Raw genomic sequence first — 25819 nt, 5'->3', positions numbered from 1 at the left:
ATGACCGAAACGGGCTCTCTTTTCGAGGCCCTAATAAAATTAGGAAGTACGGCCATTTTTATTTAAAGACCCATTCCCGGAAACGTATCTTTTTGCCGATATACTGCTCGACTACTTTTACCACGGCCAGTTTCATCGGGTTCTGGCCTTGTTTCATTTTATAATTTATTGCACCCAACACCAGGTCCGCAATGCCGATTAAATCGTCCTGCTTGGAATCGCGCGGCTCAACGACTTTTATGGCCGTTTTATTGGTGGCCAGGTTTATTTCCCGTTTGATGTATTCGCAGATATTGTCGTCCCGCATCCTGATTTTCTTGTCCAGATAAACCACCGCCTCGGTTAGGATACCGGCGTTTTCCAAAAGCAGCTCTTTGGTAAAGTAGTTATAGGCGCGGAACATCCCCCGGGATTTCGCCTTCCGGACTTGCTCCTCGGTTAAATCCCCGGGCTTTCTCATAGCGCCATCAAAATATTTTAACTCCAACTTTTCATTCGATACGGCCAAAGCCCGGAAATAGATATGTTCTCTTAAGATGTTATCCAGAACCTCACAAGCCACCCGCGAGCGTTTTGACGAGAAATAGAATATCTCCGAAAAATGTAATTCCTTCCAGTATTTGTGCTTTTCCCTTGTCTTTTGAATGATTTCGTATAACGGCGGCCGTTCCTTGACAAATAAAAGGCCGACAATGAAGTTGCCGGTTGTGCCCACCACTCCACTTTCATCCTGATAGATAAAATGGCTTCTCATATCTTAAGTTGATTCTATCAGAACCATTCTTTCTGTCAATCTTTCTTATCCGCCAAACCCGAACCGGGCCTTGAGCCGTTTGATATAGCGCTGGAAGGTCTTGGCCGCGCACATGCCGGACAGCCGGGCCGCCTGCTTACAATTGAACCCGCAATCGCACCAGGCGCCCAGCCGGTCGCAGTGATAGTCCATGCGCCAGCGGAGTTTCCGGCAGACATAGACATAGACCTGAGCCGCCTTGAGAAAGGACTTGAGCGACCGGGTGCCGTACCGGCGCGCCAGATACCGCATCCGGCATTTGACCTTGTCGGCCTTAGCCGGGATGCCCAAGGATTCGGCCATCCGCCTGATATTACCCTGGAAATTGACGAATTTCCGGAGCAGTTCCAGGGCCCAGCCGGTCGGGCATTCCAGCCGTGAACGGATGTCCAGGAACAGGCTGATGAAGGATTCGAAGGTCAAATGGCCCTGCAAATCGGCCAGGGTCTGGAAGTCGTTCTTGAGCAGGGTGATGTCAAAGGCATTTTTCTTATCCGATGCTCTTCGGCGTGTATTACTTCCCTGCCCGTGGCAATCCGGATTTTCAGGTTGATGGCTTTCATCTTTAAAATCCCTGTCATCTTTCTCCGGTTCCTCAAAGTTGTTATCCGGCGTGGCGCGACGGCCTCATATAAATCGCCTTTATCCTTCCCCAAGGCCTCAGCCCCAAAACCCGGCGCGCCCGGTTTATGGCGCACCCTATGGGGCCTCTACCCCCTTGTCTTAGAGCCAGTAGAAGCGAAGCGACGTACTGGCACTTAGATCCCGCTTTAGCGGGATACATACATACACTTCCCTCCGTAATATAGAATGTTCCAGACCACCATTTTACTGCATCAAACCCTAAAATTCCCAGTAAAATCAAACCCTCCCGAGCACTCGTTTTTCCAGTATAGCTGACTACCGTTTTCTGCCTACTGACTACTTCCTTCCTATTATATAAACGAAGAAACAGGCATCCGGTTCACTTTATTTAGGAATTTTCTGGGATTAGCCACTGAGGCCGCCGAACCGTTATTTTATTTTGCGATTTTGATTGGCGTTTTGACGTGGGTGGTTTCACTTAATCCCAATTGCCCTTCGTCCTTGTTACCCCAGGCCCAGAGGGTGCGGTCGGTTTTTAAGGCCAGGGTGGAACTCTGCCCGCATTCGACTTTTGACCAATAGGTTTCGTTGCCAATCTGGGTGGGCATAGCTACCCGGGCAATGTCGCCCAGGCCCAGCTGGCCCAGGGAGTTGTCGCCCCAGGCCCAGAGTGTGCCGTCGGTTTTGATGGCCATATTATGGTTCCAGCCGGCCGAGACAAAGGCCCAATTTTTGTCGCTTCCGATCCGGATGGGGGTGGTTGCAGGGCCGTCAGATGCCCCGGCTTCTTGGGTCTGATTATGTATGCCGGCGCCCCAGGCCCAGAGTGTGCCGTCGGTCTTGATGGCCAGGGTATGATTCCAGCCGGCTGAGACAGAAGCCCAGTCAGTGTTGGTTCCGACCTGGGTAGGAAACAGTCTGCCTTCGGTATCGCCCAGGCCTAATTGCCCGAAGCGATTTTCGCCCCAGGCCCAGAGCGTGTTGTTGGCCTTGATGGCCAGGGTATGGCTGTGGCCGACGGACACCATTTTCCAGTTACTGTCCGGGCTGATGAGCATGGGCACGGTCCGGTTGGCCGTATCACCCAATCCCAACTGGCCTTTTTGATTGTGCCCCCAACCCCAGAGCGTGCGGTTGGTTTTTAGGGCAATGTCGTAATGTCCGCCGGAGGCGACTGACAGCCAATCCGTATCCGCGCCTATCTGACGCGGTATCTCACCGGATTCTTTGTAGTCAGTAAAACCGGCGCCGAAGGTCCAGAGCGTACCATCGGATTTGATAACCGAGGTATGGAACCAGCCGGCCGAGATGCTTTTCCAGCCGCGGCCGGAGTTGATTTCGGTGAATGAGGTCAGGTTGGTTTGAGACCTGGGTGCGCCGGTCTGGCCGCTCAGGTTAAAACCGCTGCCGAGCATGGCGCCGTCGTCCCTCAGGCCAATGGCGTGATAGCCGCCGGCTGAGATGGATATGTCGGCCCAATACCGGTCCTGTCCCACCTGCGTCGGGTATCTGACCTGGCATACCTCCCCAATTCCCAGCTGATTGCTCCGATTAAAGCCCCAGGCCCAAAGTGTGCCGTTGGTCTTCAATCCTATGGTGTGCCGGTTGCCGATAAATATAGCTTGCCAGTCCCTGTCAATGCCCAACTGAGTGGGTTTTTTACAGGCGTCCTGGTCGCCGAAGCCCAGCTGGCCCCAGGCGTTGCCGCCCCAGGCCCAGAGCGTGCCGTTGGTCTTCAGCGCCACGGTATATCCTTCGCCTACCGCAACCTGCTCCCAATCATAGTCCGTTCCTAATTGGGTGGGCACCCAAGGCGAGAATCCTTTTTCGTATTTGCGGTCGCCTAATCCCAAAGAACCGAGGGTGTCGGAACCCCAAATCCAGAGGGTGCCGTTATTCTTTATGCCGGCACTATGGTTGCGGCCGGCCACGGCCAAAGCCCAATCAGTATCCGGATTTATTTGAATGTGCCGGTTGGCCTTTTTCGGCCAGTGTCCGGCCCAATTGAATCCCCAGAGCGTGCCGTCAGCCTTGACCACCAGCAGATTGCTGCTGCCTGGGGCAATATTAATGGATTTCCAATCGCTGTTCGTGCCGATTTGGAACGGGCTGTTTCTGTTTTCCGTGTCGCCGGTTCCGAATTGACCTTCTTTATTTTGGCCCCAGGCCCAGAGCGTGCCGTTGGTCTTTAAGGCCGCTGTATAGTACATCCCGCCCTTGACATCAGCCCAGTCATTGTCGGCGCCGACCCGGGTGGGAGTGGAAATGAGGGTGCCGGTGATTTTGTCGTCGCCCAGGCCCAATTCACCGTGCATATTATAACCGGCGGCCCATAATGAGCCATCTTTTTTTATGGCCAGGGCGTGCTGCCAGCCGCCGGTGACCTTGACCCAGTCCTTATTCTTACCTACTTGCACCGGAGTGGGGATATCATAGCCCCAGAACCAAAGGGTGCCGTCTGATTTTATGGCGGCCGTATGCCAGGCGCCGGGTCCGACCGTGACCCATTGGGCATCAGAGTCGTTGGTGGCTTTAAGGGAGATGTTAACGGAAAGAACAATTACCAAAACCGCGAGAGTTATCAAGGTTTTGTTCATAATAGGCATCTTACCAAAGTACGCTCTGAATGTCAATCAGTTTCTTATTTCACCCGGACAATCTCCAGCCGGTAATAGACCTCTAAGGTCAGGACGTTGATGGCCGTGGCATAGACCCGTCCGCCTTCGGCGCTCCAGCGGTCCAGCGGCTCCCAACTTCCGTCCGCGCAGATAGATTCGCTCCGCTCACTACAAGCTCCCTTCTTGGCGCATTGGTTCTTGAGCAGGACGTCCTTCATCTTTTCGTTCCAGGACTTCCAGTTCGCCCCGTCCGGGCCGTCATACTGGTTCAGGCAATAGGTGGCGTAGAACCAGTAGTAGTAATCAATGACGCCGGATTTGGAGGTGTCCCAGGCCGGCAGGTTTTTCAGAACCTCGGACACGCCCAATCTGACCAGCGGGTCGGACGCCTTTTTGTCGATGAAGATGCGGGTCATGATGCCGATGGCGGTCAGCGAGGGCTGAATCATGATGTTCCGGACGTCCTCGTGGGACATGACGGCCTTGGAGCCCTTTTCGGTGTAGCCGACCAGTCCGTAGGTCGGGTCGGTCACGTCGTCATAGAACGACCTGATGCCGGCGAAGGTCTCGGCCGACACGGAGATGCCGGAGTGTTCGGCGGTCTTGAGGGCCATCATGACCCAGCCGGTGACCGAGGTGTCGTTCTGCCCGTTGCGCGGCTCGTAGCGCCAGGCCTGGCCCGGATTCCGGCATTCCAGCAGGAACTTCACCGCCCGTTCCGCCGGTTCCCGGAAGAGCAGTCCGGCCGGTCGGTCTTTGACCTGGCCGTAGAGGTCGGCCAGGGCATAGGCGCAGATGGCCTGGTTATACATGAATTTGCTGTCCTTGACTGCGGAGAACGAGCCGTCCGAGAGCTGGTGGTCAATCAGGAATTTTACCGCCCGGCGCACCACTTCGTTGAAGTCGATGCCGTCAAAGATGTTGCGCGTGCCGGAGGTGGTGAATCCGGCGCCGGTAAAGGCGAGTAACGCCAGCCCGGTCAGTCCGGTGTCGAATTGCGCGTCTCCGGCGCCGGCGCAGCGGGTGATGCGGCACTGGTGCTGGAAGGTTTTGGCGCCCCAGGAGCCGTCCGGGTTCTGGTGCCGGGCCAGCCAGAGCAGTCCGGCCAGGACCGCGCTGTCTTCTAAAGTGCCGGTGGGTTTCAGGCCGCCGGGTGGCCGGTTGCCTTTGTTCCCAAATCCCGGTCCGATTCCAATCGTGTTATAAACACCTTCTCCGGCCAGGGTATTTGGGTTAGGGAATATATCGGGATTTTCCGAGGGGTTGTCAACCGGGTTATCCGTGGGTGGTAACGGAGTTTCTTTGGTCACATACTTTTCCGGGTCAAGCGGGACCGGAGGGATGTCATCGACGACCCGGTCGATAGGTTTTTCCACATCCGGGACAGGTTTGATTATGTCTATTGGTGGCGGCGCCGGAGGCGGTTCCATGTCCGGCAGCGATGCCAGCATCAGGATGAGCAGGGCGTGGAATATTAATGAAGCCAGCCACCAGGGGGTGCTGTGGAGCTGTTGCTGGAACCAGAGGTTGAAGTCGAACCGGTGCGCCAGGGCGTGTTCGGCCAGCGAGCCCTCCCGGATAACGATTATTTGAGTTGTCATAAACTGCCTCTCTTACTCGCTGTTAGTCCCGACGTAATGTCGGGGCGTTATCAGCGAGTTAGATCCCGCACCCATCCAATGGACAGGTGCGGGACCGGTAGGGGCTTTATTCCCACCCCGTTAGAAGCGTTCAAGCGCAAAATATTAAACTCATTTATAACCTTACCCCGCGATTGCGTTCGCTTCTAACGGGGCCCATCTATATAAACGAGAGAAAACGGTTACGGACTAATAAATCTGGGAATTTATTAACACGAATTGGACGAATACGACGAATCACACGAATAAAGGCAGGATGGAAAATATTAACCACGGAAGACGCAGATAACGCAGACGGGCGCGGAGGGAAAATGGCGTCTTTGGCGCCATCTAAGAGCCAGTAATTCGATACTCTCTAACTGGCTCTAAGATCCGGCGGTTCCATAAATTCAGCGGAACTTTATTGGCGCCCGGGTGTTTGATGGTTCATAATAACCGGGAATAAACAGAAAGGACAGATGAGTATGAGTAGGATATTAATGAATCTGACGGCCGGGGCGCTGGGTTTTGCCCTGCTGGCCGGTTTGGCCCTGACGGCCCGGGCCGGGAACGATGCGGATAATCCGGGCGGCAGCATCGGAATAAAAGGCCCCGATGAGACATCCGGTGAAAAGAAGCATGACCAGGAGGCGAACCGGAAGAGATGCCAGGGCCTGGGCTGCAAGATGCCCAAGTGCATCCACGGCTGGTCCCAATACAAATTAAACCTGACCCCGGAGCAGGAGAAACAGGCCAAGGAATTGCGGGAACGGATTAACAAGAAGACGGTCGGGATGAACTGGTGCACCCGGACCGCGGCCCAGCATCGCCTGGCCGAGCTTAAGAAAGACAAGAAGGCCGGCAAGAGCGAAATCGAAAAGGCCCGGGCGGAACTGAAACGAATCAATACCGGCATCGAGGCCGGCCATAAGGAATTTAACGATACCTTCAAGAACCAGATATTGAACGCCGAACAGCGCCAGAAGTTCGAGGCCCGGCAAAAGGCCGAGAAAGAACACCGGGAGCTGTGCAAACCCAAACACAGCCCGAGCTGCCCTTATTACCGCAAGGATAACGTGAAGAACGAGGGCGCTTATGTCAAATACTGCCAGGATGATTCACACCTGTCCCAGGGAATCTTTGAATGCCCGGGATACAAAGATGGCAAGAAAGAACAGCGCAAAGAGCAGTGCAAGGAACAGCACCAGGAAAAAGACAAGCAGCCCGAAGGCAAGGATAATTCCAAGAGATAGTGGCTGGGCTGGCGCGGGTTTTATCCAGGGCAGGCGAAGTGTAACCACAGATGACACCGATTACACGGATAGGAGCGGGATTCAGGATGCGAGATATGGATGCGGAATGCTGAGAAGAATAGATGGGATTGTTATGGCCCACCACGTGTGAGAGGTGAACTAATTAATTGAAACAAACCAAAGAATAGAATTAATCCGGCGATTGCTCCTAAAATAGTAATAATTGCGATTAAACGCCGTGCCCGGCTGTATTGAAGTCTTTTTTGGATACGCCACAATAGAATCAAAAGTAAGACCGCTAATACGGGAAACCAGATTGATGAAGCAATGAAATAGCCTACCTGGTAAATTTGAACGCCACCGGGCCGAAATCTTTGAAGATACCAGTTGTCTAGAGAATCCCACGCCATCATTAAGTAGGGATGAGTGCTTCTGTAAACGTAGACAAAAAGCAGAACGCATAGAGTATACAAAATACAAAAAGAATAAAATGACAGGTTGTCGCCGCGTGGTATGCGTTTGGTTAAATCTGTTACCTGAGACTTTGCCTGCTCCAAGTCGTCTTTAACGTTTTCCCCGTGCGCCCGGGCGGCCGATAGTATCTTTTCACGAATGCGGGCTTCTTTTAAGCCGCTGAGTATTTGCTGTTCTTCTGTACGTCGAGTGTTATTATCAAGTATTCTGTAAGATAAAATATTGAGCATATTAATTTTGGCCTTCCGATTCCGCAGCGCCTCGGCTTCCTTACCATAACCGTATATTATTTTACGGATTCGTCAATGGTTATCCGCCATTATCCGGGTCTTCTGGATTCCGTGTCAAGCACGGAATGACATCTGTGTTAATCTGTGTGTATCTGTGGTTACAGAATTCTAATACGAAAACAGCGGCAGGGTATTGGATTGGACGGCCTGGTTGTCTTTGAGATAGGTCAGGGTGAGCGAGAGGGTATCGGATGTTTTCTGCGCCTTGATGCCGGATTCGAGATGGATATAGAGCCGGATTCTGTCACCGGCAAAGGTTTGGTAGATGTCGGTCAGCGGCTGGAAGCGCTGACCGGGAACAGCCTGGGGGTTGGCCAGCGATTGCTCGTCATCCAGCGAACGGATATTTTTCTTGGCCAGGGTGATGAGCTTATTGATTTTCAAGGGCAGGCCGGTATTGGTTATGGCCCCTTCATTAACATAGCCCTTAATAAACAGCATATCCTGAAACATGGTTTCACTGTCCAGCCGTCCGCCGACCAGCTGGTCTTTCTTTGTGGCCGGCGCATCTGCGGAAGAGCTGTTTCGTTCGTTCACGAAGACGCGGTCAAAGGCAGATGGCGGCATTTCCAGCCTGAGCCAGAGGTGGTATTCCCGGGTGGCATCGGTTGGATTGGCCTGGGGCTGGGTGAATCTGACGATGGCCGCATCGGTGATAAAGGGCCTTTGTGTATTAATGAAGCGGGGTAACAGATATGCAGCAGCCACGCCAACGAGAAAGGGGAGTAAGGCAATAACAACAATAACCTTTTGGTCTGCTTTCATTATCATTGAATGGTCAGGGTTGGTTCTGTCAAGGCCACCCTTTTTGTGTCATTCCGTGCTTGACACGGAATCCAGAAAGTCTTTCGAAGCCTGGATTCCTGCTTTCGCAGGAATGACATTTAGAAGTAATAAGTCCCGTCTGTTCAGACGGGCGGGTATTATTTATTGGTCAGGGCCGCGATGCCGGGCAGTTCCTTGCCTTCCATGAATTCCAGGAACGCGCCGCCGCCCGTGGAGATGTGGGACATCTTGTCAGCCACCTTGAATTTATCCACCGCGGCCACGGTCTCGCCGCCGCCGATGACCCGGGTGGATTTCAGCCCGGCCAGGGTGGTGGCGATCGAGCGGGTGCCTTCGGAGAATTTATCCTTTTCGAATATGCCCAGCGGCCCGTTCCAGATGATGGTCTGGGCGTTCGGGAGCTTGGAGGTAAACAGCTTGATGGTGGCCGGCCCGATATCCACGCCGCTGAATCCGTCCGAGATGTCGTTGGTCTCAATCTTTATCCGGCCTTTGTTGTCGACGTTGTCGGTAACCAGGTGGTCGGCCGGCAGGACGATTTCCACGTTCTTCTTTTTGGCGTGGGTAAGTATCTTGGATGCGGTTTCAATATGGTCCTGGTCCAGTTTGGAGGAACCGATGGACTTGCCCTGTGCCTTGAGGAAGGTATAGGCCATGCCGCCGCCGATGAGAATAGTATTGACCTTGTTGAGCAGATTTTCGATGACGGTGATTTTATCCGACACCTTGGCGCCGCCCAGGATGGCTACATAGGGCGCGGCCGGAGATTCGGTTAGTTTGTCCAGGTATTCGATTTCCCTGGCCAGGAGCAGACCGGCGCCGGACTTGAGGTATTTGGTCACGCCGACGATGGAGGCGTGCGCCCGGTGCGAGCAGGCAAAGGCGTCATCGATATATAAATCGCCCAGCAAGGCCAGTTTCTTGGCGAATTTGTCGTTGTTGGCTTCCTCTTCGGGATAGAACCTGAGGTTTTCCAGCAGCACCACCTCACCTTCAGCCATATTGGAAACGGTTTTCTCGACCAATGAGCCGATGGAGTCGTCCATTTTCTTGACCGGCCGTTTGAGCAGTTCGGACAAGCGGGCGGCCACCTTGTCCAGTTTGAGTTTCTCGTCCCAGCCCTTAGGCCGGCCCAGGTGGGTCATCAGCACGATTTTGCCCTGGTTGTCCAGAATATAATTGAGGGTAGGCAGGGTGGCCCGGATGCGGGTATCGTCGGTGATGTTGCCCTGGTTGTCCGTCGGGACGTTATAATCGACCCGGACCAGGACGCGCTGGCCGGCTAACTGCATATCTTTAACGGTGAGTTTGGGCATGGCAATCTCTTTCTAATATTATTTATACATATAAGGCGATCTGGTTTTTGCCCTTCTTCTTGGCTTGGTGAAGCAGGACATTATCAGCCGCCTTGATTAATTCGTTAGCGGTTTTTATCCCGGATTCCTTGTAGTAACTGGACAATCCGATGCTGACGGTAAGCGAGGTCATTTTTTCACCCGGCGCGGCGCCTTTAGGCGAGCCGCTGACCGGGAACTGGTATTTGGCCACGCCCTGGCGGATTTTCTCGGCTACCTGGGAGGCCTCGCTGCTCTGGGCGCCGGGCAGGATGATCAGGAATTCCTCGCCGCCGTACCGGGCCGGGATGTCAATCTCGCGGATATTCTGCCTGATTAGATTGCTTATCTCGGCCAGGCAGTTGTCGCCGGCCAGATGGCCGTAGAAGTCGTTATACTTCTTGAAGTCGTCGATGTCCAGCATCATAATTGACAGGGGCTGGTTGAACTGCTCGGCCCGCTTGATTTCGTTTTCCAGCCGTTCCTTGATGTAGATTTGATTATACAATTGGGTCAGCCCGTCCTTGATGGCCATCTGGGATAGTTTTTTGTTGGTCTCGCCCAGGGCCACGGCGTATTTATTGACTTCGCTTATCTTATGCTGGATTTCCTTGACCATTTCCATAAAGCAGGAATTGAGTTTCTCGGTTTCGTCGTCGGTGTCCATGAGCAGGGTGACATTAGCGTTTTCCTTGACAAAGCGGACGGTCTTTTGGGTGATTTCCTCGAGCGAGGTGATGGAGCGGTAAAGCAGGATGAGGGCCGATATGGACATCAGAACCAGCGCGCCGGTGCCGATTAGCAGCGGAACCAGCTGCGCGGCGGGCATGGAGGTTTTTCCCATCAGTCCCTTGCTGACGATATAAGCCAGAAACAGCGCCGGGATAATGGACAGGAGGAAATAGGCAATCCATAACTTGTGTTTCATGCCTTGGGATTTCAAGGAGCGCTTGGTTTTCTGATTCATAAGGTGCTCTTTCTCGTCTGCCCGGCGCGCATTATCAGGACTTCCTAGCGGCACCGGTCAAGCGGGCTCTTTGGGCCTTCCGGCAATTAACGATGTTAATAATATTATAACAATAATTCTCTTTTTAGCAATAATTTTTGTATATTTTGAGTTGACCCGGTGCCTGCTTTGTGTTAAGGTCTTATCAATTGGAAATAAGTTCGTAATACGAAAGTATATGCGGGGTTGACTCCGGCATCCCATTAGATAGATATAAATATCCGGGTCTTTCTGGCCGATATATAAGAAGTAACGGTGACTGTTTGATATGCTGAAAAGATTATTCGCAGTTGGTGTGATTGCATTTTCCTGCCTGATTATTTCCTGCTGGGGAAGCGGCGGCGTCAGGATACCATCGCCGGACCGCGAGGGGTTGCTGCTGGCCGACGATAAGATAAAAGAAACTGAGGTCTACAACGAGCCGGAGCATCTCAAATCGCGGCTTTATGATTCCGCCGGCCCGGAGCGCGATGTCGCGGCCGAGCGGCTGGCGGTCTTGCGCACCAGAAAGGCCAATAAAATAATAGCCCAGGTTCTGAAGGAAGATAATGAAGAGGCGATTAAATCATTGCTCAAGGCGTTGGCCAAGCATAAGAGCGATTCCTTATTCGTTGATGAGATGATTGCCCTCCTGGAAACGGGTAAGCCGGCTTTGCATCCTTATATATTTGCCGTGTTCGGCACGGCCGATGCGGAGACGGTGGCCAAGGCCATACTGAAGGAGTTGAACCAGCCCGAAAAACCCGAGCCGGTCCGCCAGAACCTGGTCAAGGGCTTGTCATTCGTTCCGAGCATCCGGAGCATCCCGTTTTTAATCGGTTTGTTGACTAACCGGAAAAGCGAACTTAATACCGAAATCATCAACACCCTGAATGTCCTGACCAGGCAGAACTTTGCCACCAAAGAGGAATGGATTGCCTGGTGGAAGGCCAACAGCAAGCAATCGCGGGAGAAATGGCTGGAACAGTCCATTGTTGAATATAAAAACCAGATGCAGGAGAAGGATAAACTAATCAAGCAGTATGGCGACACCATAACGGCGTTAAAGATAGATATCCTGAAGATACGCCTGGAGCAGGCGCGGCGGCTGGCTGATGCCGCGGCGGAAATCAGTTTGTTGACCAATGCCTTGGACGACAAGGCCATCATGTTGAAGAAATACGTCTTGGAGCAGATAAAAACACTGGATAAGGAGAAGGTTAAACAGATACTTCCCCGGTTAAGGGATGAAATAACCGCATACAAGCCCCGCGAAGCGGGGGCAGATGCGGCGGTTGATGAACTCCGCACTCTGCTTTTTGATATTCTGGGTGATTTAGGCGATGAATTATCGATTGACCCCCTCCTGAGTATTCTCAATAATTCCAAGGAGTCGACCGTCCTCAAGAACAAGGTGGTGATTGCCCTGAGACGCATCAAGAATCCCAGGGTTATTCCGGTTTTGATTGAATTGGTGGACCGGGAATCGCCGGAAACCGTGGTTGTGCTGGTAGAAACCATCGGTACATTCGGCACGGAAAGCAAACAGGCGGTTGTCAAATTCCACGAGAGTCTTAAGTCGGTTAAATACCAGACTGACGAGAAAATCATCAAGTCGTTTATTGATGCTTTAGGCGATATCAAAGACCCGTCAAGCGTGCCGGAGATTCTGCCTTTTATAAACGACGCCCGTCCCCGGGTCCGCTGGTCCACCTCAAACAGTTTAGGTAAAATCGGCGTTTCTGACATTGCGCCGCAACTGGTCAAACTGCTGGCCGATGAATTTATGGATATCAGGCAGATTACCATAGAATCATTAGGCAAGCTGGGCAGCAAGACGGTTTGTCCGGATATTATCAAGCTGCTCAATGACAAGGACCAGCGTACCAGACAGCTTTCGGCCGAAGCCCTGGGTAAAATAAAGGATGCCACGACTCTGTCTTCCCTGATTGCCTTATTGAACGAGAAGGATGAGAAATTAGTTGGGTCGGCCTGGAATGCAATTCTGTCGATTACGCTGGACAACCTGGATTTAATGGAGGAAACATCGGTAAAACTCAGCGAATTGAAACTAACTTATCATGCAGTGCAGATGCTCAGGCAGATAATCAAGAATCCACAATTCCAGGGCAATAAGGAATTGGAACCGAGGTTGGTATCTGATAAAGGGAAACTAGGATTGCTTTTGGCGGAATTGGGGGAATACAATGAAGCGGAACAATACCTGAAAGATTTTTCCGGCGACCCGAAATACCTGCCGGCTTTGATTGATTGTTACACTAAACTCCAGAAATATGACCAGGCCGTGAAAGGCGCCGCCAGCCTGCTGGAGAAACAGCAGGAATATTCGCCGGAATGGTGGTCAATAAAACTCCAGCAGTTTTCGCTGTATGCACTCCAGAAAGAATACGCTAAAATAACAGATGAAATCACCAAGCTGCTCTCCAGAAATAATCTTACGCCGGAGATAAAGGAAAAACTAGAAAAGATAAAGGGCGATGCCCAAAAAGAGTTGGCTCCAGCCGCTCCGCCCAATAACCCGTCCAGCCCCAAATAAACCATGGAATATATTACAACCGGCAAATCGCACGGACCGGCGATTATCACGACAATTCAAGGGTTTCCATCCGGCGTTTTGATAAAAGAGGATTTTATTAATTCAGAGCTCAAGCGCCGACGGGCCTGCGCCGGACGCGGTCCAAGGATGTCCGTGGAGGACGATAAGATAGAAATCTTAAGCGGTATCAGAAACGGCAAGACTATTGGCGCGCCTATCACCATCCTGGTCCGGAACAAAAGGAATATTGACCTGCCGCCCCTGAGCAAAGCCCGGCCCGGGCATATTGACATGGCTGCGGCAATGAAGTTCCTGACCGCGGATGGCCGCGTCGGGGCTGAGCGGGCCAGCGCCCGGGAAACCGTCGGCCGCGTCATCGCCGGCACGATTGCCAAATCATTCCTGGACTGCTTTGATATAAAGGTGCTTGGCTATACGACCCAAATCGGTCATAGCAGGACAGGGCGGAATGTTATTGGGCGTAAAAGAGACAATTTGTTCTACACATTAGATAATAAGGTTGTTCCTGAATGGAAAACTCTCTTAAGCTCGGCGGAAAAAGAGGGCGATACATTAGGCGGATGTTTTGAGGTGGTTGGTTTAAACATCCCGGTTGGCTTAGGCAATCATGCTCATTGGGCGGAACGTTTTGATGCCCGGCTGGCCCAGGCAATTATGGCTATTCCGGCAGTCAAGGGAGTGGAAATTGGTTTGGGGTTTGGTTATGCCGGCAGGCCGGGCTCGCAGGCAATGGATTTGTTTGCCACTAAAAATAACCGCCCCATTTTGCACAAATATGGAGGATGGAAGAGAAAGACCAATTATGCCGGCGGTATTGAAGGCGGACTGACCAATGGAGAGAATATAATAGTAAGAGCCGCGGTAAAACCAATTCCAACCCTAAAAAGGCCGCTACCAACCATAGATCTGAAGACCGGGCATCCGGCCAAGGCGCAGGTGGAATCCAGCGATATCTGCGCGGTTCCGGCAGCCTCAGTCATCGGCGAAGCTGTAGTTGCTTTTGAGATAGCCCACGCCTTTACCGATAGATTCTCAGGCAAAACTCTCTCGGAAATATCACGACGCTTTAAAGTTTATCAGAAAGAGTTGAGGAAGAGATTCAGTTAGGTTTATCGGATAATTACAGATGTTCAATTATTTCCGTCCTGAATGATGATTTATCCGTTTTTAATGCCCGGTTGATCTTGTCAATCATACCCTGCTTATCCCTGGGCAGATGTCCCGAGATATTAACAAAGTTGGAGATATGGTCGCTCAGGAATAAACTTGTCGTCTCAAGATTTTCCAGCAAGAGTCGCGTTTCTTTTAGCGCCTGGTGCGGTGAAAGTAGATGGAACTTACCGTTTTGATAATCCTTGTATAACGGTGCGGTCGGTACCGGCACCCAGGTGCGCAGGCGGATGAAATCAGGATTGATGGCGTTCAATACTTTGGCTGTGTCTGTAGCGTGGGATCGCCATAATTCCAGTCCGCCGATGCCGACCAGGACATATTCGCTGAGTTCTATGCCGGCTTTTTTGACCCTTTGCCCGGTTTCAATCATCAATTTAGCGTCCGCGCCTTTTTGGATACTTTTCAGGATTTCGTCATTGCCGCTTTCCAGTCCTTGATGAAGCCGGTTGAGGCCGGATTTCTTTAACCGCTTGAGGTCTTCCAATGTCTTCAGTTTCAGGAATTTGGCCGAGGCATAGAGGGTAATTCGTTTGAGATGAGGAAATGTCCGATGCGCGAAGACAAAGATCTCCTCCAATTGGGCTGTCTTCATTATAATGGTATTGCCATCCGGGAAAAAGGCGCTTTCGAAGCCATCGCCATATAATTTCCGGGCCGCCAGGATATCCTCTTTAATCTCCTCAACCGGCCTGATGCGGAATTTCTTGCCTTTATACATCCCGCAGAATGCGCATTTATTATGGGGGCATCCGATGGTGGCCTGAATCAGGAGGCTATCGGCTTCGGACGGCGGGCGATAAACCGGATCTTCGTAGCGCATGAGGATTTCTTTTCTTAGCTTTAAACAGCAATTTATCTGCTTCGATAACCATATCATCGGCTGTATTAATGGAATCGGATAAAACGCTGATGCCTATGCTGATTTCTATTCTGAACGGAGTGTTGGGTTTGGTGATATTGGTGAAGCGGTATATCTGCACCTGATGGGATATATTTCTTGCTTTAAGCGAGGCGCCTTTCCAGTCGGTCTCTGGCAGGATGGTGGCAAATTCATCTCCGCCGTATCTGCACACCGAGTCAATCTTGCGGGAATTCCGTTGTAGCAGTGCGGCTACTTCTTTTAAAATAATATCGCCTTGTTTATGGCCGTAGGTGTCATTGATAGCTTTAAACTTATCCAGGTCGATAAAAAGCAGGGCCAGCCGGCGCTTGTATCTTTTGGCGCGTAGGAACTCTTCGGTAAAGGCGCTTTCAAAATACCGACGGTTATAAACACCGGTCAATCCGTCACGGACGGATTGGATTTTCAAGGCCTCAGACAGGCGGATGTTTTCTATGGCCAGGCCGATGGAATTGGTTAGGGTTTTCAGGACGTCATAATAACCCTTTTTGGTGGTTGGATTGGATTCCATCAGTTCTTGTTCCTTGGGATTTATTCTGAGCAATATTAATCCGAGAATCTTTTCCCGTCCGGCCAGAGGCATAATAATATAACCCTTGGCGCTGTCCCAGAATATGCTTCGGTTAGAAAGGAAATTTCTGAATGCCCTGGCCAGGGCATGGTTTTTCCGGATATCTATTTTGGGATGGAGGGTTAAGCCGTTATTGGAGGCTCGCGGCTTGACACCTTTGCCGTAACTATAGTTGAGACAGTGTTCATTCAGAAGATAAACCGCACAGGATTCGTAATTAAGCTGTTGGCGGTCGCAGAGTGTCAAACATATATTTTTAATTAGGTGTTCTTCGGTCGGCATCTTCAGAAACGAAGAGGTCAGCTTCGGCACATCCTTAATTTTCTCGGTCAGTAACAGAATCCGGTTATTGGCCAGGGCGACTTCCGAGACCTTTTCCCGAGTGGTTTTTTCCCATGCCTGCCTTTCCGTGACATCTCTCCAGGAGCCGATAATTACATAATACTCGTCCAGTTTAACCATGTGGGCGCTGACCTCAACCGGTATAATTTTACCGAACCTGGTCTGTATCCTGAAAGAATACCTTTCCGAACTTACGCCGGTTTTGCGCCTCTTGATAACCTCTTTGAATTTGGGTAAGTCATCATCCGGGACCAGGTCGCTGTATGTTAACCCGCCTAATAATTCTTTTTCGGAATAGCCGGACATATTCACGAAAGCCCGGTTAACCGCAATAAATCGCAGGGTATCAATATTGATGATATACTGCGAATCGTTACAGTCGTCAAAGGCGATTTTATACAGATTTTTCATAAGCGTTTCCGGGGCTAACATCATAAGAAGCACATCAAAAGGAGCAAATTAGCAATCCCGATAAGAGCCGCAAAAGTTCCAAATATTATCAAATATAAATTCATTGTCAAGCATTATTTTGGTAAAATGCCACCTTTAATTGAAGCTGTATGCATAGCCCTGAAGGGGCAAAATAGGTGTGCTATATGAACCAAAATAAGTTAAAAGACAAGATAAAACGATTCCCCAAGACCAGCGGCGTCTATTTTATGAAGAACGCCGCAGGCAAAATAATATATATCGGCAAGGCCAACAATCTCCATTCGCGAGTCGCAAGTTATTTTCACGGCGTTTTGGATGTCAAGACACGGTCTCTGATGCAGGAAGTGAAGGATATCACCTATCGCAAGACGACCAGCGATCTAGATGCACTTTTGCTGGAAGCCCGGCTGGTTCGAGAACGTAAACCGAAGTATAACATCCAGCTTACCGATGACAAAAGCTTCCCCTTACTGGCCGTGACCGGAGAGGAGTTCCCCCGAGTTTTTGTTACCCGCGAACGCGGTAAAAAGAACATCGCCTACTACGGGCCATTTATCAGTAGCACAGATCTTAGAAAAGCCTTTAGGACCCTGCAGCGGATTTTCAGGTTCAGGGTATGCAAGCATAAGATAGGCAACGGGAAAAGTTGTCTGCTGGCTCATATCAATCTATGTCTGGCGCCTTGCCTGGGCAAAATCAACCAGAATTACTATCACGAGACTATAATCTCACTGGAGGGTTTTCTCAAGGGCGACAAGGTATCTTTAAATAAGAGATTAAAACGGCTGATGAAAGAGGCCAGCCAGAGCCTTGATTATGAGAACGCTGCATTCTGCCGGGATCAAATTAAGGCGCTGGACAATATATCAGAGACCGGTAAATTAGGACCGTTTTACGAGGAGGCGTTTCTGGTCGAAACGCCACTACAGAAACTGCAATCTCTAAAAGAAACTCTCGGGCTGGCAGCCGAGCCGGTCCGAATAGAAGGCGTTGATATTTCTGATATCAAGGGAATGCAGGCTGTTGGTTCGGTAGTAGTTTTCATTGACGGCGAGCCGGATAAAAATTTCTACCGCAGATTTAAGATAAAACAGACTACTGAAGGCATGGCTGATGATTACAGCCGCATCAGGGAAATAGTTCGACGCAGATTTTACGGACTGAGCAAGGAAAATGTCAATGTGGACATGCTTCTGATTGACGGTGGCAAGGGTCATGTCAATGCCGCGGCTGGCGTATTTGTCTTTCTTGATATAGCGCCTCCGGTTATTATTGGATTAACCAAGGGTAAAAAAAGAGAGACAGTTTATTTGCTGAAACAGGGAGTAATTAGTAAATTAAGGATGAACAATAAATTGAGATTGCTGGGCTATGTCCGTGACGAGGCCCATCGCTTCGCCCAGAAATACCATCATCTAAGAAGAAGCAAGGAAGCGTTGAAATGAAAATAATCGCCGGTCTTTATAAAGGCGCTAATCTATTCTCGCCGGTTGGTGTGGACCTCCGCCCGGCTTTGGCCCGGATGAGAAATTCATTGTTTAACATACTGGCTTGGCAGATTGAAGGTAAAACCGTTTTAGATCTCTTTGCCGGGACAGGCAGTTTAGGCTTTGAGGCGCTCAGCCGGGGCGCTAAATACTGTCTTTTTGTTGATAACCAACGCGCCTGTATCGACGCCATCCAGAAAAATATTGCCAAACTCCATCTGGAAAGCCAGACAAAAGTAGCGTTAACAGATTCTTTTTACATAGTTTCGTATGTCTTGAATGCCAAGGAAAGATTTGACTATATTTTTATTGATCCGCCTTATAAATATTACGATGAAGGCTCGGAACGGAAAAAACTGTTTGGGGTCATTGAGGATATGGTTGAAAAGGATATTCTAGCCAAAGACGGTATGATAATAGTAGAGCATCGGAGCAATAAGAGGGACGAGGATGCCCTGAATAACCCTGGACAGATGGAAAGGTTTGACCTGAGGAACTACGGACAGACGTCGTTGTCATTCCTGAAGATGAAGAAAGCCTGACAACAAAGGTAGCGAAATTTCTTGACTTCAGTCAACGGATATAATAAGGTCTGGTTTCCGAACGGGGGCGTAGCTCAACTTGGCTAGAGTACCAGCTTGTCACGCTGGATGTTGCGGGTTCGAGTCCCGTCGCCCTCGCCACGTTAGAAACAGGTTGACAGAAATAACCATTGTTTCTAACGTGGCGAATTGTTACATTCGATACAATATGCTTTCTAAGCGCGCGCTGAAAATAGAGGCATCTGAAATCCGCAAGGCATTTGACCTGGCCCGCTCCCTTAAAGACCCGATTGACCTCTCCATCGGACAGCCAGATTTCGAGGTACCGGATGCCGTCAAGAATGCGGCCATTGATTCCATCAAGCAGGGATTTAACCGCTATGTCACCACCCAGGGCATCCCTGAACTGCGCGACAAACTTATCCAGAAATTCACCCAACGGTTCGGATTCGCGCCCGGCGGGCTGATGGTCACCTCAGGCGTGGCCGGCGCCATTGTGCTCTGCCTGATGGTCATCCTGGAAGACGGCGATGAGGTGATTATTACCGACCCGTACTTTGCCATGTATAAGCACATCATCCACATCACCGGCGGCCTGGCCCGGTATGCCAATACCTATCCGGACTTTAAACTCAAGCGCGAGGCCTTTGAAAAGGTCATTACGCCCCGCACCAAGGCCATCATTATCACCACGCCCTGCAATCCCACCGGCATAATTTATTCCAGGGAAGAAATAATGATGGTGGTGGATATCTGCAAAAAGAATAATCTTCTCCTCATCTCGGATGAGGTTTATCGGACCTTTGTCTTTGACACCGAGGTGGCCAGCGCGGTGAAGTATTACGACAAAGTGCTCCTGGCCGATGGGTTCTCCAAGTCCTACGGAATGCCCGGCTGGCGCATGGGCTATGCGGCCGGACCGGCTGAATTGATAGAGCGGATGGCCATCCTCCAGCAGTGGTCGTTTATCTGCGCGCCCGGACCGTTCCAGAAGGCCGGGGTGGTTGCCCTGGACACGGATATGTCGCCGATTATCAGGGAATTCCACCGGCGCCGTGACATCGTTTACGAAACCCTGAAGCCCAAGTTTAAGATGGTTAAACCCCAGGGCGCTTTTTACATATTTCCCGAGGCGCCGGGAAACAACGCCTCGGAATTCGTCAAGAAGGCCGCCCAGAATAACGTCCTGATTGTTCCCGGCCTAGCGTTTTCAGAGCAGAATACCCACTTCAGAATTTCATATGCCGTGACCGAGCCGAAACTCCGAAAGGGACTGGAGATCCTCCTTAATATAGTTTGACTTTGCCCCATTTCGTGAATTGTTTCGCTTGATAAGGAATTAGCCGTTAAAGCGCTAAGACGTCGTTCTGAACCGTATGAGAAGAATATAATTATTACGAGGTTTTTAGTTTTACTCAGGTGATAAAAGTTAGTTGGTATATTTGTGGCAAAATAATTTTTGTGTTTGAGTAACCATTGTTACCCTTGCTGGATAGCTCATGCGGTCTTTAGCCACTTCGTGTCTGAACACTTAACTGTAAGTAATTATTTCACACAATTTTTCCAAAATGCTTGACAGGATGAAATATATTTAATATAGTAACAAACCCTATTTGGTTTAGTTTTCTATTCCGATGGGGAAGCCCCGTTTTGGGTTGCGATTACTGCGTGTTCGGTGCGCGCCGGTTGGCGCTCCCGGTCATGCTTCGCATGTTCTTTGAAAAATAGACAGCCAAGGAGTGAGGCTGAGAATTGAGATTTTAGCCACACAATTTACATTCAGGTCAGATTTGAAAATTAAATTAAATTTTGATTGGAGAATTTGATCCTGGTTCAGAACGAACGTTGGCGGCGTGCCTAATACATGCAAGTCGAACGAGAAATTTCGTAGCAATACGGAACAGTACAGTGGCGTAAGGGTGAGTAATGAATAGATAACTTACCCCTGAGTTTGGGATAACCCCGCGAAAGCGGGGCTAATACCGGATATTATCGCAGTGCCATAAGGTGTTGCGATGAAAGTTGCTTCGCAAGAGGTGACACTCTGGGAGAGGTCTATTTCCTATCAGCTAGTTGGCGGGGTAACGGCCCACCAAGGCTTTGACGGGTAGCCGGCCTTAGCGGGTGTACGGCCACACTGGAACTGAGACACTGTCCAGACTCCTACGGGAGGCAGCAGTAGGGAATATTGCGCAATGGGGGAAACCCTGACGCAGCGACGCCGCGTGTGGGATGAAGGCCTTCGGGTTGTAAACCACTGTCAGAGGGGACGAACTCTCCCGCTAATCACGGGAGATGACTTAACCTTCAAAGGAAGCAGCCGCTAACTCCGTGCCAGCAGCGGCGGTAATACGGAGGCTGCAAACGTTGTTCGGATTTACTGGGCGTAAAGAGTTCGTAGGCGGTTGGGATTAATTAGACGTGAAATACTTTGGCTTACCCAAAGAATTGCATCTAATATTACCCGACTTGAGTATGAAAGGGGAGAGTAGAATGGTAGGTGGAGCGGTGAAATGCGTAGATATCTACCAGAATACCGGAGGCGAAGGCGGCTCTCTAGTTCATTACTGACGCTGAGGAACGAAAGCTAGGGGATCAAACAGGATTAGATACCCTGGTAGTCCTAGCCGTAAACGATGGATACTAGTCGTGGGCTTCGTTAAGAAGTCCGTGATGTAGCAAACGCGTTAAGTATCCCGCCTGGGGAGTACGGTCGCAAGGCTAAAACTCAAAGGAATTGACGGGGGCTCGCACAAGCGGTGGAGCATGTGGTTCAATTCGATGCAACGCGAAGAACCTTACCAGGGTTTGACATGCTGGTAGTAGAAGTGCGAAAGCGCAACGAGTCCCGTAAGGGAAAGCCAGCACAGGTGTTGCATGGCTGTCGTCAGCTCGTGCCGTGAGGTGTCAGGTTAAGTCCTTTAACGAGCGAAACCCTTGTCTTTAGTTGCCCCGCAAGGGGCCCTCTAAAGAGACTGCCTCGGTAACGAGGAGGAAGGTGGGGATGACGTCAAGTCATCATGGCCTTTATGCCCTGGGCCACACACGTGCTACAATGGCCGGTACAGAGGGTTGCCAAGCCGTAAGGCGGAGCTAATCCCTTAAAGCCGGCCCCAGTTCAGATCGAGGGCTGCAATTCGCCCTCGTGAAGTCGGAATCGCTAGTAATCGCGGATCAGCTATGCCGCGGTGAATATGTTCCCGAGCCTTGTACACACCGCCCGTCAAGCCAGCCAAGCGTGGGGTACCTGAAGTTGTTTGCTTAACCCGCAAGGGATGGCAACACCCAAGGTAAAACGCGTGAGGAGGGCTAAGTCGTAACAAGGTAGCCGTAGGGGAATCTGCGGCTGGATCACCTCCTTTCTAAGGTGACTTTTTCTAAATGGCTAATTTTCTTCCAGTCCTCACTTCCTTGGCCCTGTCTTTTTTTTTCTCTGTTGCAGAACATTTAAGAAGGACGTATCCGGTTAGAAGCAATTTTTAGGGCTAATTTTACTTTATTATAATACCGATATAATATATCCTTTTGGAGTAGTTTAGCGTCTGTAACATGGGCGTGTAGCTCAGTTGGTTAGAGCACACGCTTGATAAGCGTGTGGTCGACAGTTCGAGTCTGTCCACGCCCATTTAGAAACTGGTTTTATCCTGTATTTGTTTTTCGGGCGTGCCCAGCACCCCGATGTTACATCGGGGTGCTGGGCTCGTAGTTCAATTGGGAGAACGCCTGCTTTGCAAGCAGGAGGTCACCGGTTCGAATCCGGTCGAGTCCACCATTAAATATTTACTGATAATTTTGGTGAAATCCTTGACAGGATAAATTATTTTTGGCATACTGATAAATCGCGCTTTCTAATTCCTGACGGGATAAGAAAGTGTAAAACTGCCGGTCCCATTGGGTCTGGCAGCTCCTGGTTGTTCTTTGATAAATAAGATTAGTGTAGATAGTGTAGACAAAAAGAGGCTTTAGGATAAAAATGTGGTCAAGCTACTAAGGGTACATAGTGAATGACCTGGTATCAGAAGGCGACGAAGGACGTAGCAGGCTGCGATAAGCCCCGGGGAGCCGCCAAGCAGGTTTCGATCCGGGGATTTCCGAATGGGGTAACCCATCCTGCCGTGAGGCAGGATATTCCGGCGCAAGCCGGAGAGCAAACGGAGGGAAGTGAAACATCTCAGTACCTCCAGGAAAAGAAAAAGCCATTGATTTCCTCAGTAGCGGCGAGCGAACGGGAAACAGTCTAAATCGCATAGGTGCCAAGGCCGTATGCCGTTGCTTATGCGAGGTTGCGGGAAATATCCGTTTCTGTTGTACGGACAGGAGGAAAAGTTACAAAAGTTTATCTTAACCAAACCGTCTTGGAACAGCGGGCCATAGAAGGTGATAGTCCTGTAGGTGAAAGGGTAAACTCTTTTCTGGGTATTTGCCAAGTAGCACCCGCCACGGGAAAACGAGTGCGAATCCGGGCCGACCATGGCCTAAGACTAAAAACTCTCTGATAACCGATAGTGAACAAGTAGCGCGAGCGAACGTTGAAAAGAACCCCGGAAGGGGAGTGAAATAGAACCTGAAACTATGTACTTACAAACTGTGGAAGCCTGGTCCTGAGTAATTGGGATTGGGTGACCGCGTGCCTTTTGGATAATGAGTCCGGGAGTTATTCTGATGAGCAAGCTTAAGTCCGGCATGAAAGTGTCGGGAATAGGCGAAGGGAAACCAAGTCTTAAAAGGGCGATAAGTTCATCGGAGTAGACCCGAAAGCCAGTGATCTACCCTTGGGCAGGATGAAGTGTTGATAATATCGACATGGAGGTCCGTTAGGGTATAACGTTGAAAAGTTATCCCGTGATCTGAGGGTAGGAGTAAAAGGCTAATCAAACTGGCTAATAGCTGGTTCTTCCCGAAATAGCTTTGGGGCTAGCCTCGTGTGTAAACAGCGGGGGTAGAGACACTGAATGGATTTAAGGGGCCCACCAGGCTACCTAATCCAATCAAACTCCGAATACCGTTGTGGTAAAGCACGGGAGTCAGACGGCGGGGGATAAGCTTCGTCGTCAAGAGGGAAACAGCCCAGACCATCGGCTAAGGTCCCTAAAATAGACTAAGTGTAAAAGGAAGTAAGGATACTAAGACAGCCAGGATGTTGGCTTAGAAGCAGCCACCATTTAAAAAGTGCGTAACAGCTTACTGGCCGAGTATTTTTGCGCCGAAAATGATCGGGCCTAAGTCTATTACCGACGCCGTGGATTCTTTTCCCGCTTCGGCGGGAGAGGAGTGGTAGGGAAGCGTTCTAAACGGACAGAAGTTATGGCGTGAGCTGTGATGGACTGTTTAGAAGTGATTATCCGGACATAAGTAGCGCGCTAAAACCGATGAGAAGTCGGTTCGCCGAAAACCTAAGGTTTCCTGGGGAAGGTAACTCCGCCCAGGGTTAGTCGGCCCCTAAGGTGAGGCCGAAAGGCGTAACTGATGGGAATGCCGTTAATATTCGGCTACTGCCTTATATGCGATTAAGAACTATCCGGAGAGGTAGAGGAGGCTATGTCATCCCTGTGATTAGAACTATAGGGCCTGTCTTTAGGAGGGAGTCGTAGGTAAATCCGCGATTCCGTTAACTCTGAGGAGATAAGGGGAGCCCGCAAGGGTGAAGTGACAAACGCCATGCTCGCGAGAAAATCTTCGTTTAGGAGTATGTAAGGTAACCGTACTAAAACCAACACAGGTAGGTGAGGAGAGAATCCTAAGGCGCTCGAGAGACCCCTCGTTAAGGAACTAGGCAAAATGGCACCGTAACTTCGGGACAAGGTGTGTCCTGATTTGTTAGTCCGTTTACCGGGCGAAGCATTTTGGGATCTCAGTAAAGCGGGCCGGGGAACTGTTTAGCAAAAACACAGGTCTGTGCTAAGCCGTAAGACGCTGTATACAGACCGACGCTTGCCCAGTGCTGGAAGGTTAAGGGGTGGAGTCATCGGCCGCAAGGCTGTGTAGCTCCTAACCGAAGCCCCAGTAAAAGGCGGCCGTAACTATGACGGTCCTAAGGTAGCGAAGTTCCTTGTCGGGTAAGTTCCGACGCGCATGAATAGCGTAATCACTTGGCCGGTGTCTCAACGAGGGACTCGGCGAAATTGCAGCGGCGGTGAAGATACCGCCTGCCCGCACTAAGACGGAAAGACCCTATGAACCTTTACTGTAACCTCATATTGGATTTTGTTTTAATTTGCGTAGCATAGGTGGGAGACTTTGAAGTCCGGCTTCCGGGTCGGGCTGAGTCAACAGTGAAATACCACTCTGATTAAATTAGAACTCTAATTCCGGCTGTGCAAGCCGGGAGACATTGTGAGGCGGGCAGTTTAACTGGGGCGGTTTCCTCCGAAAGAGTAACGGAGGAGTTCCAAGGCATCCTCAGCGCGTTTGGCAATCGCGCGACGAGCATAAGGGTATAAGGATGCTTGACGGCAAGACATATAAGTCGAGCCGGTGTGAAAGCAGGACCTAGTGATCCGGTGGTACCGAATGGAAGGGCCATCGCTCATCAGATAAAAGGTACTCTAGGGATAACAGGCTTATGGCGTCCAAGAGTCCATATCGACGACGCCGTTTGGCACCTCGATGTCGGCTCATCGCATCCTGGGGCTGGAGAAGGTCCCAAGGGTTCGGCTGTTCGCCGATTAAAGCGGTACGTGAGCTGGGTTCAGACCGGCGTGAGCCAGGTCGGTCCCTATCTAGTGTGGGCGTAGGAGGTTTGAGAGACGCTGTCCTTAGTACGAGAGGATCAGGATGGACGGACCTCTGGTGTACCAGTTATCCCGCTAGGGGTATTTGCTGGGTATCTATGTCCGGGGGGGTAACCGCTGAAAGCATCTAAGTGGGAAACCCCTCTCAAGATAAGACCTCCCATCCCGTAAGGGATACGAAGACCCCTGGTAGACTACCAGGTTGATAGGTCCCAGGTGTAAGACCCGTAAGGGTTTCAGCCGAGGGATACTAATCGGTCGGGCGGCTTGGCCACTTTTTATTCTATCGCCTCTTTTAGAGCCAGTTGGAGTGCAACGACTTACT

The 25819-nt window shown here is 50.6% G+C and carries 17 protein-coding genes, 3 tRNA genes and 2 rRNA genes; 11 read left to right on the top strand and 11 right to left on the bottom strand.

From position 1 onward, the window contains the following. Positions 1-58 precede the first annotated feature (58 nt). The 5 genes from HZA49_02450 to HZA49_02430 all read right to left on the bottom strand — a co-directional run bounded on the left by HZA49_02450 (position 59) and on the right by HZA49_02430 (position 5597). Positions 59-754 carry a DUF3800 domain-containing protein gene (locus HZA49_02450; protein ID MBI5778297.1) on the bottom strand — a complete coding sequence of 232 codons (696 nt, stop codon included), beginning with the start codon at positions 752-754 and terminating at the stop codon, positions 59-61. Positions 755-799: 45 nt separating this feature from the next. Further along, positions 800-1216 (bottom strand): hypothetical protein, encoded by a 417-nt coding sequence (locus tag HZA49_02445; protein MBI5778296.1) that lies wholly within the window; start codon positions 1214-1216, stop codon positions 800-802. Next, entirely contained in the window at positions 1213-1374 is a 162-nt protein-coding gene (locus HZA49_02440) for a hypothetical protein (GenBank protein MBI5778295.1), read from the bottom strand. The genes HZA49_02445 and HZA49_02440 overlap by 4 nt, the downstream gene beginning before the upstream one ends. A gap of 438 nt (positions 1375-1812) precedes the next feature. Next, positions 1813-3975, bottom strand: a complete 2163-nt coding sequence (locus HZA49_02435) for a chromosome condensation regulator RCC1 (protein ID MBI5778294.1) — start codon at positions 3973-3975, stop codon at positions 1813-1815. 44 nt (positions 3976-4019) lie between these two features. Further along, positions 4020-5597 carry a terpene cyclase/mutase family protein gene (locus tag HZA49_02430; GenBank protein MBI5778293.1) on the bottom strand — a complete coding sequence of 526 codons (1578 nt, stop codon included), beginning with the start codon at positions 5595-5597 and terminating at the stop codon, positions 4020-4022. A 503-nt stretch (positions 5598-6100) separates the two neighbouring features. On the opposite strand from HZA49_02430, the gene HZA49_02425 reads away from it, so the two are divergent. Further along, positions 6101-6868: a hypothetical protein gene (locus HZA49_02425; GenBank protein ID MBI5778292.1), complete on the top strand. Its 768-nt coding sequence runs from the start codon at positions 6101-6103 to the stop codon at positions 6866-6868. 131 nt (positions 6869-6999) lie between these two features. Here HZA49_02425 and HZA49_02420 read toward each other — a convergent pair whose 3' ends face one another. The 4 genes from HZA49_02420 to HZA49_02405 form a co-directional block, all read right to left on the bottom strand. Next, positions 7000-7572, bottom strand: coding sequence for a hypothetical protein (locus HZA49_02420; GenBank protein MBI5778291.1), 573 nt, complete (start codon positions 7570-7572; stop codon positions 7000-7002). Between the two features lie 168 nt (positions 7573-7740). Beyond that, on the bottom strand, positions 7741-8397 hold the full coding sequence (locus HZA49_02415; GenBank protein MBI5778290.1) for a hypothetical protein: 657 nt from the start codon (positions 8395-8397) through the stop codon (positions 7741-7743). 158 nt (positions 8398-8555) lie between these two features. Further along, positions 8556-9734 carry a phosphoglycerate kinase gene (locus HZA49_02410; GenBank protein MBI5778289.1) on the bottom strand — a complete coding sequence of 393 codons (1179 nt, stop codon included), beginning with the start codon at positions 9732-9734 and terminating at the stop codon, positions 8556-8558. Positions 9735-9756: 22 nt separating this feature from the next. Continuing rightward, on the bottom strand, positions 9757-10719 hold the full coding sequence (locus HZA49_02405) for a GGDEF domain-containing protein (protein ID MBI5778288.1): 963 nt from the start codon (positions 10717-10719) through the stop codon (positions 9757-9759). A 307-nt stretch (positions 10720-11026) separates the two neighbouring features. On the opposite strand from HZA49_02405, the gene HZA49_02400 reads away from it, so the two are divergent. After that, positions 11027-13294 (top strand): HEAT repeat domain-containing protein, encoded by a 2268-nt coding sequence (locus HZA49_02400; protein ID MBI5778287.1) that lies wholly within the window; start codon positions 11027-11029, stop codon positions 13292-13294. 3 nt (positions 13295-13297) lie between these two features. Continuing rightward, a complete protein-coding gene (aroC, locus tag HZA49_02395) occupies positions 13298-14422 on the top strand; it encodes a chorismate synthase (GenBank protein ID MBI5778286.1) in 1125 nt (374 codons plus the stop codon). 13 nt (positions 14423-14435) lie between these two features. Here aroC and HZA49_02390 read toward each other — a convergent pair whose 3' ends face one another. Both HZA49_02390 and HZA49_02385 read right to left on the bottom strand, forming a co-directional pair. Beyond that, complete coding sequence (locus HZA49_02390) at positions 14436-15308, bottom strand: radical SAM protein (GenBank protein ID MBI5778285.1); 873 nt, start codon at positions 15306-15308, stop codon at positions 14436-14438. Further along, entirely contained in the window at positions 15262-16713 is a 1452-nt protein-coding gene (locus tag HZA49_02385; protein ID MBI5778284.1) for a diguanylate cyclase, read from the bottom strand. Before HZA49_02385 ends, HZA49_02390 begins: the two co-directional genes overlap by 47 nt. A 185-nt stretch (positions 16714-16898) precedes the next feature. Here HZA49_02385 and HZA49_02380 point away from each other — a divergent pair, with 185 nt between their 5' ends. From HZA49_02380 to HZA49_02345, 8 genes are all read left to right on the top strand, one after another. Continuing rightward, a complete protein-coding gene (locus HZA49_02380) occupies positions 16899-18179 on the top strand; it encodes a UvrB/UvrC motif-containing protein (protein MBI5778283.1) in 1281 nt (426 codons plus the stop codon). Further along, positions 18176-18763 (top strand): 16S rRNA (guanine(966)-N(2))-methyltransferase RsmD, encoded by a 588-nt coding sequence (rsmD, locus tag HZA49_02375; protein MBI5778282.1) that lies wholly within the window; start codon positions 18176-18178, stop codon positions 18761-18763. The genes HZA49_02380 and rsmD overlap by 4 nt, the downstream gene beginning before the upstream one ends. A gap of 63 nt (positions 18764-18826) precedes the next feature. After that, positions 18827-18904, top strand: a tRNA-Asp gene (locus HZA49_02370). A 67-nt stretch (positions 18905-18971) separates the two neighbouring features. Continuing rightward, positions 18972-20063 (top strand): aminotransferase class I/II-fold pyridoxal phosphate-dependent enzyme, encoded by a 1092-nt coding sequence (locus HZA49_02365; GenBank protein ID MBI5778281.1) that lies wholly within the window; start codon positions 18972-18974, stop codon positions 20061-20063. A 509-nt stretch (positions 20064-20572) separates the two neighbouring features. After that, positions 20573-22127: ribosomal RNA gene (locus HZA49_02360) — 16S ribosomal RNA — on the top strand. Between the two features lie 187 nt (positions 22128-22314). Further along, positions 22315-22388, top strand: a tRNA-Ile gene (locus tag HZA49_02355). A gap of 71 nt (positions 22389-22459) precedes the next feature. Continuing rightward, positions 22460-22535, top strand: a tRNA-Ala gene (locus HZA49_02350). 201 nt (positions 22536-22736) lie between these two features. Further along, positions 22737-25769, top strand: a 23S ribosomal RNA gene (locus HZA49_02345). Together the 16S and 23S rRNA genes with 2 tRNA genes alongside form the textbook arrangement of a ribosomal RNA operon. Positions 25770-25819 lie beyond the last annotated feature (50 nt).

The sequence above is a fragment of the Planctomycetota bacterium genome, from assembly GCA_016235865.1.
In the GTDB taxonomy this organism is placed as follows: domain Bacteria; phylum Planctomycetota; class MHYJ01; order JACQXL01; family JACQXL01; genus JACRIK01.
The sequence above is the reverse complement of the archived record's forward strand: the minus strand, read 5'-3'. Positions and strand labels throughout refer to the sequence as shown.

Bases quoted from the DNA above. Each gene is read 5' to 3' on its own strand.
- aroC (MBI5778286.1), top strand. From the start codon at position 13,298: ATGGAATATATTACAACCGGCAAATCGCACGGACCGGCGATTATCACG.
- HZA49_02365 (MBI5778281.1), top strand. From the start codon at position 18,972: ATGCTTTCTAAGCGCGCGCTGAAAATAGAGGCATCTGAAATCCGCAAG.
- HZA49_02405 (MBI5778288.1), bottom strand. From the start codon at position 10,719: ATGAATCAGAAAACCAAGCGCTCCTTGAAATCCCAAGGCATGAAACAC.
- HZA49_02450 (MBI5778297.1), bottom strand. From the start codon at position 754: ATGAGAAGCCATTTTATCTATCAGGATGAAAGTGGAGTGGTGGGCACA.
- rsmD (MBI5778282.1), top strand. From the start codon at position 18,176: ATGAAAATAATCGCCGGTCTTTATAAAGGCGCTAATCTATTCTCGCCG.
- HZA49_02385 (MBI5778284.1), bottom strand. From the start codon at position 16,713: ATGAAAAATCTGTATAAAATCGCCTTTGACGACTGTAACGATTCGCAG.
- HZA49_02400 (MBI5778287.1), top strand. From the start codon at position 11,027: ATGCTGAAAAGATTATTCGCAGTTGGTGTGATTGCATTTTCCTGCCTG.
- HZA49_02380 (MBI5778283.1), top strand. From the start codon at position 16,899: ATGAACCAAAATAAGTTAAAAGACAAGATAAAACGATTCCCCAAGACC.
- HZA49_02390 (MBI5778285.1), bottom strand. From the start codon at position 15,308: ATGCGCTACGAAGATCCGGTTTATCGCCCGCCGTCCGAAGCCGATAGC.
- HZA49_02430 (MBI5778293.1), bottom strand. From the start codon at position 5,597: ATGACAACTCAAATAATCGTTATCCGGGAGGGCTCGCTGGCCGAACAC.
- HZA49_02420 (MBI5778291.1), bottom strand. From the start codon at position 7,572: ATGCTCAATATTTTATCTTACAGAATACTTGATAATAACACTCGACGT.
- HZA49_02425 (MBI5778292.1), top strand. From the start codon at position 6,101: ATGAGTAGGATATTAATGAATCTGACGGCCGGGGCGCTGGGTTTTGCC.
- HZA49_02435 (MBI5778294.1), bottom strand. From the start codon at position 3,975: ATGAACAAAACCTTGATAACTCTCGCGGTTTTGGTAATTGTTCTTTCC.
- HZA49_02440 (MBI5778295.1), bottom strand. From the start codon at position 1,374: ATGACAGGGATTTTAAAGATGAAAGCCATCAACCTGAAAATCCGGATT.
- HZA49_02415 (MBI5778290.1), bottom strand. From the start codon at position 8,397: ATGAAAGCAGACCAAAAGGTTATTGTTGTTATTGCCTTACTCCCCTTT.
- HZA49_02410 (MBI5778289.1), bottom strand. From the start codon at position 9,734: ATGCCCAAACTCACCGTTAAAGATATGCAGTTAGCCGGCCAGCGCGTC.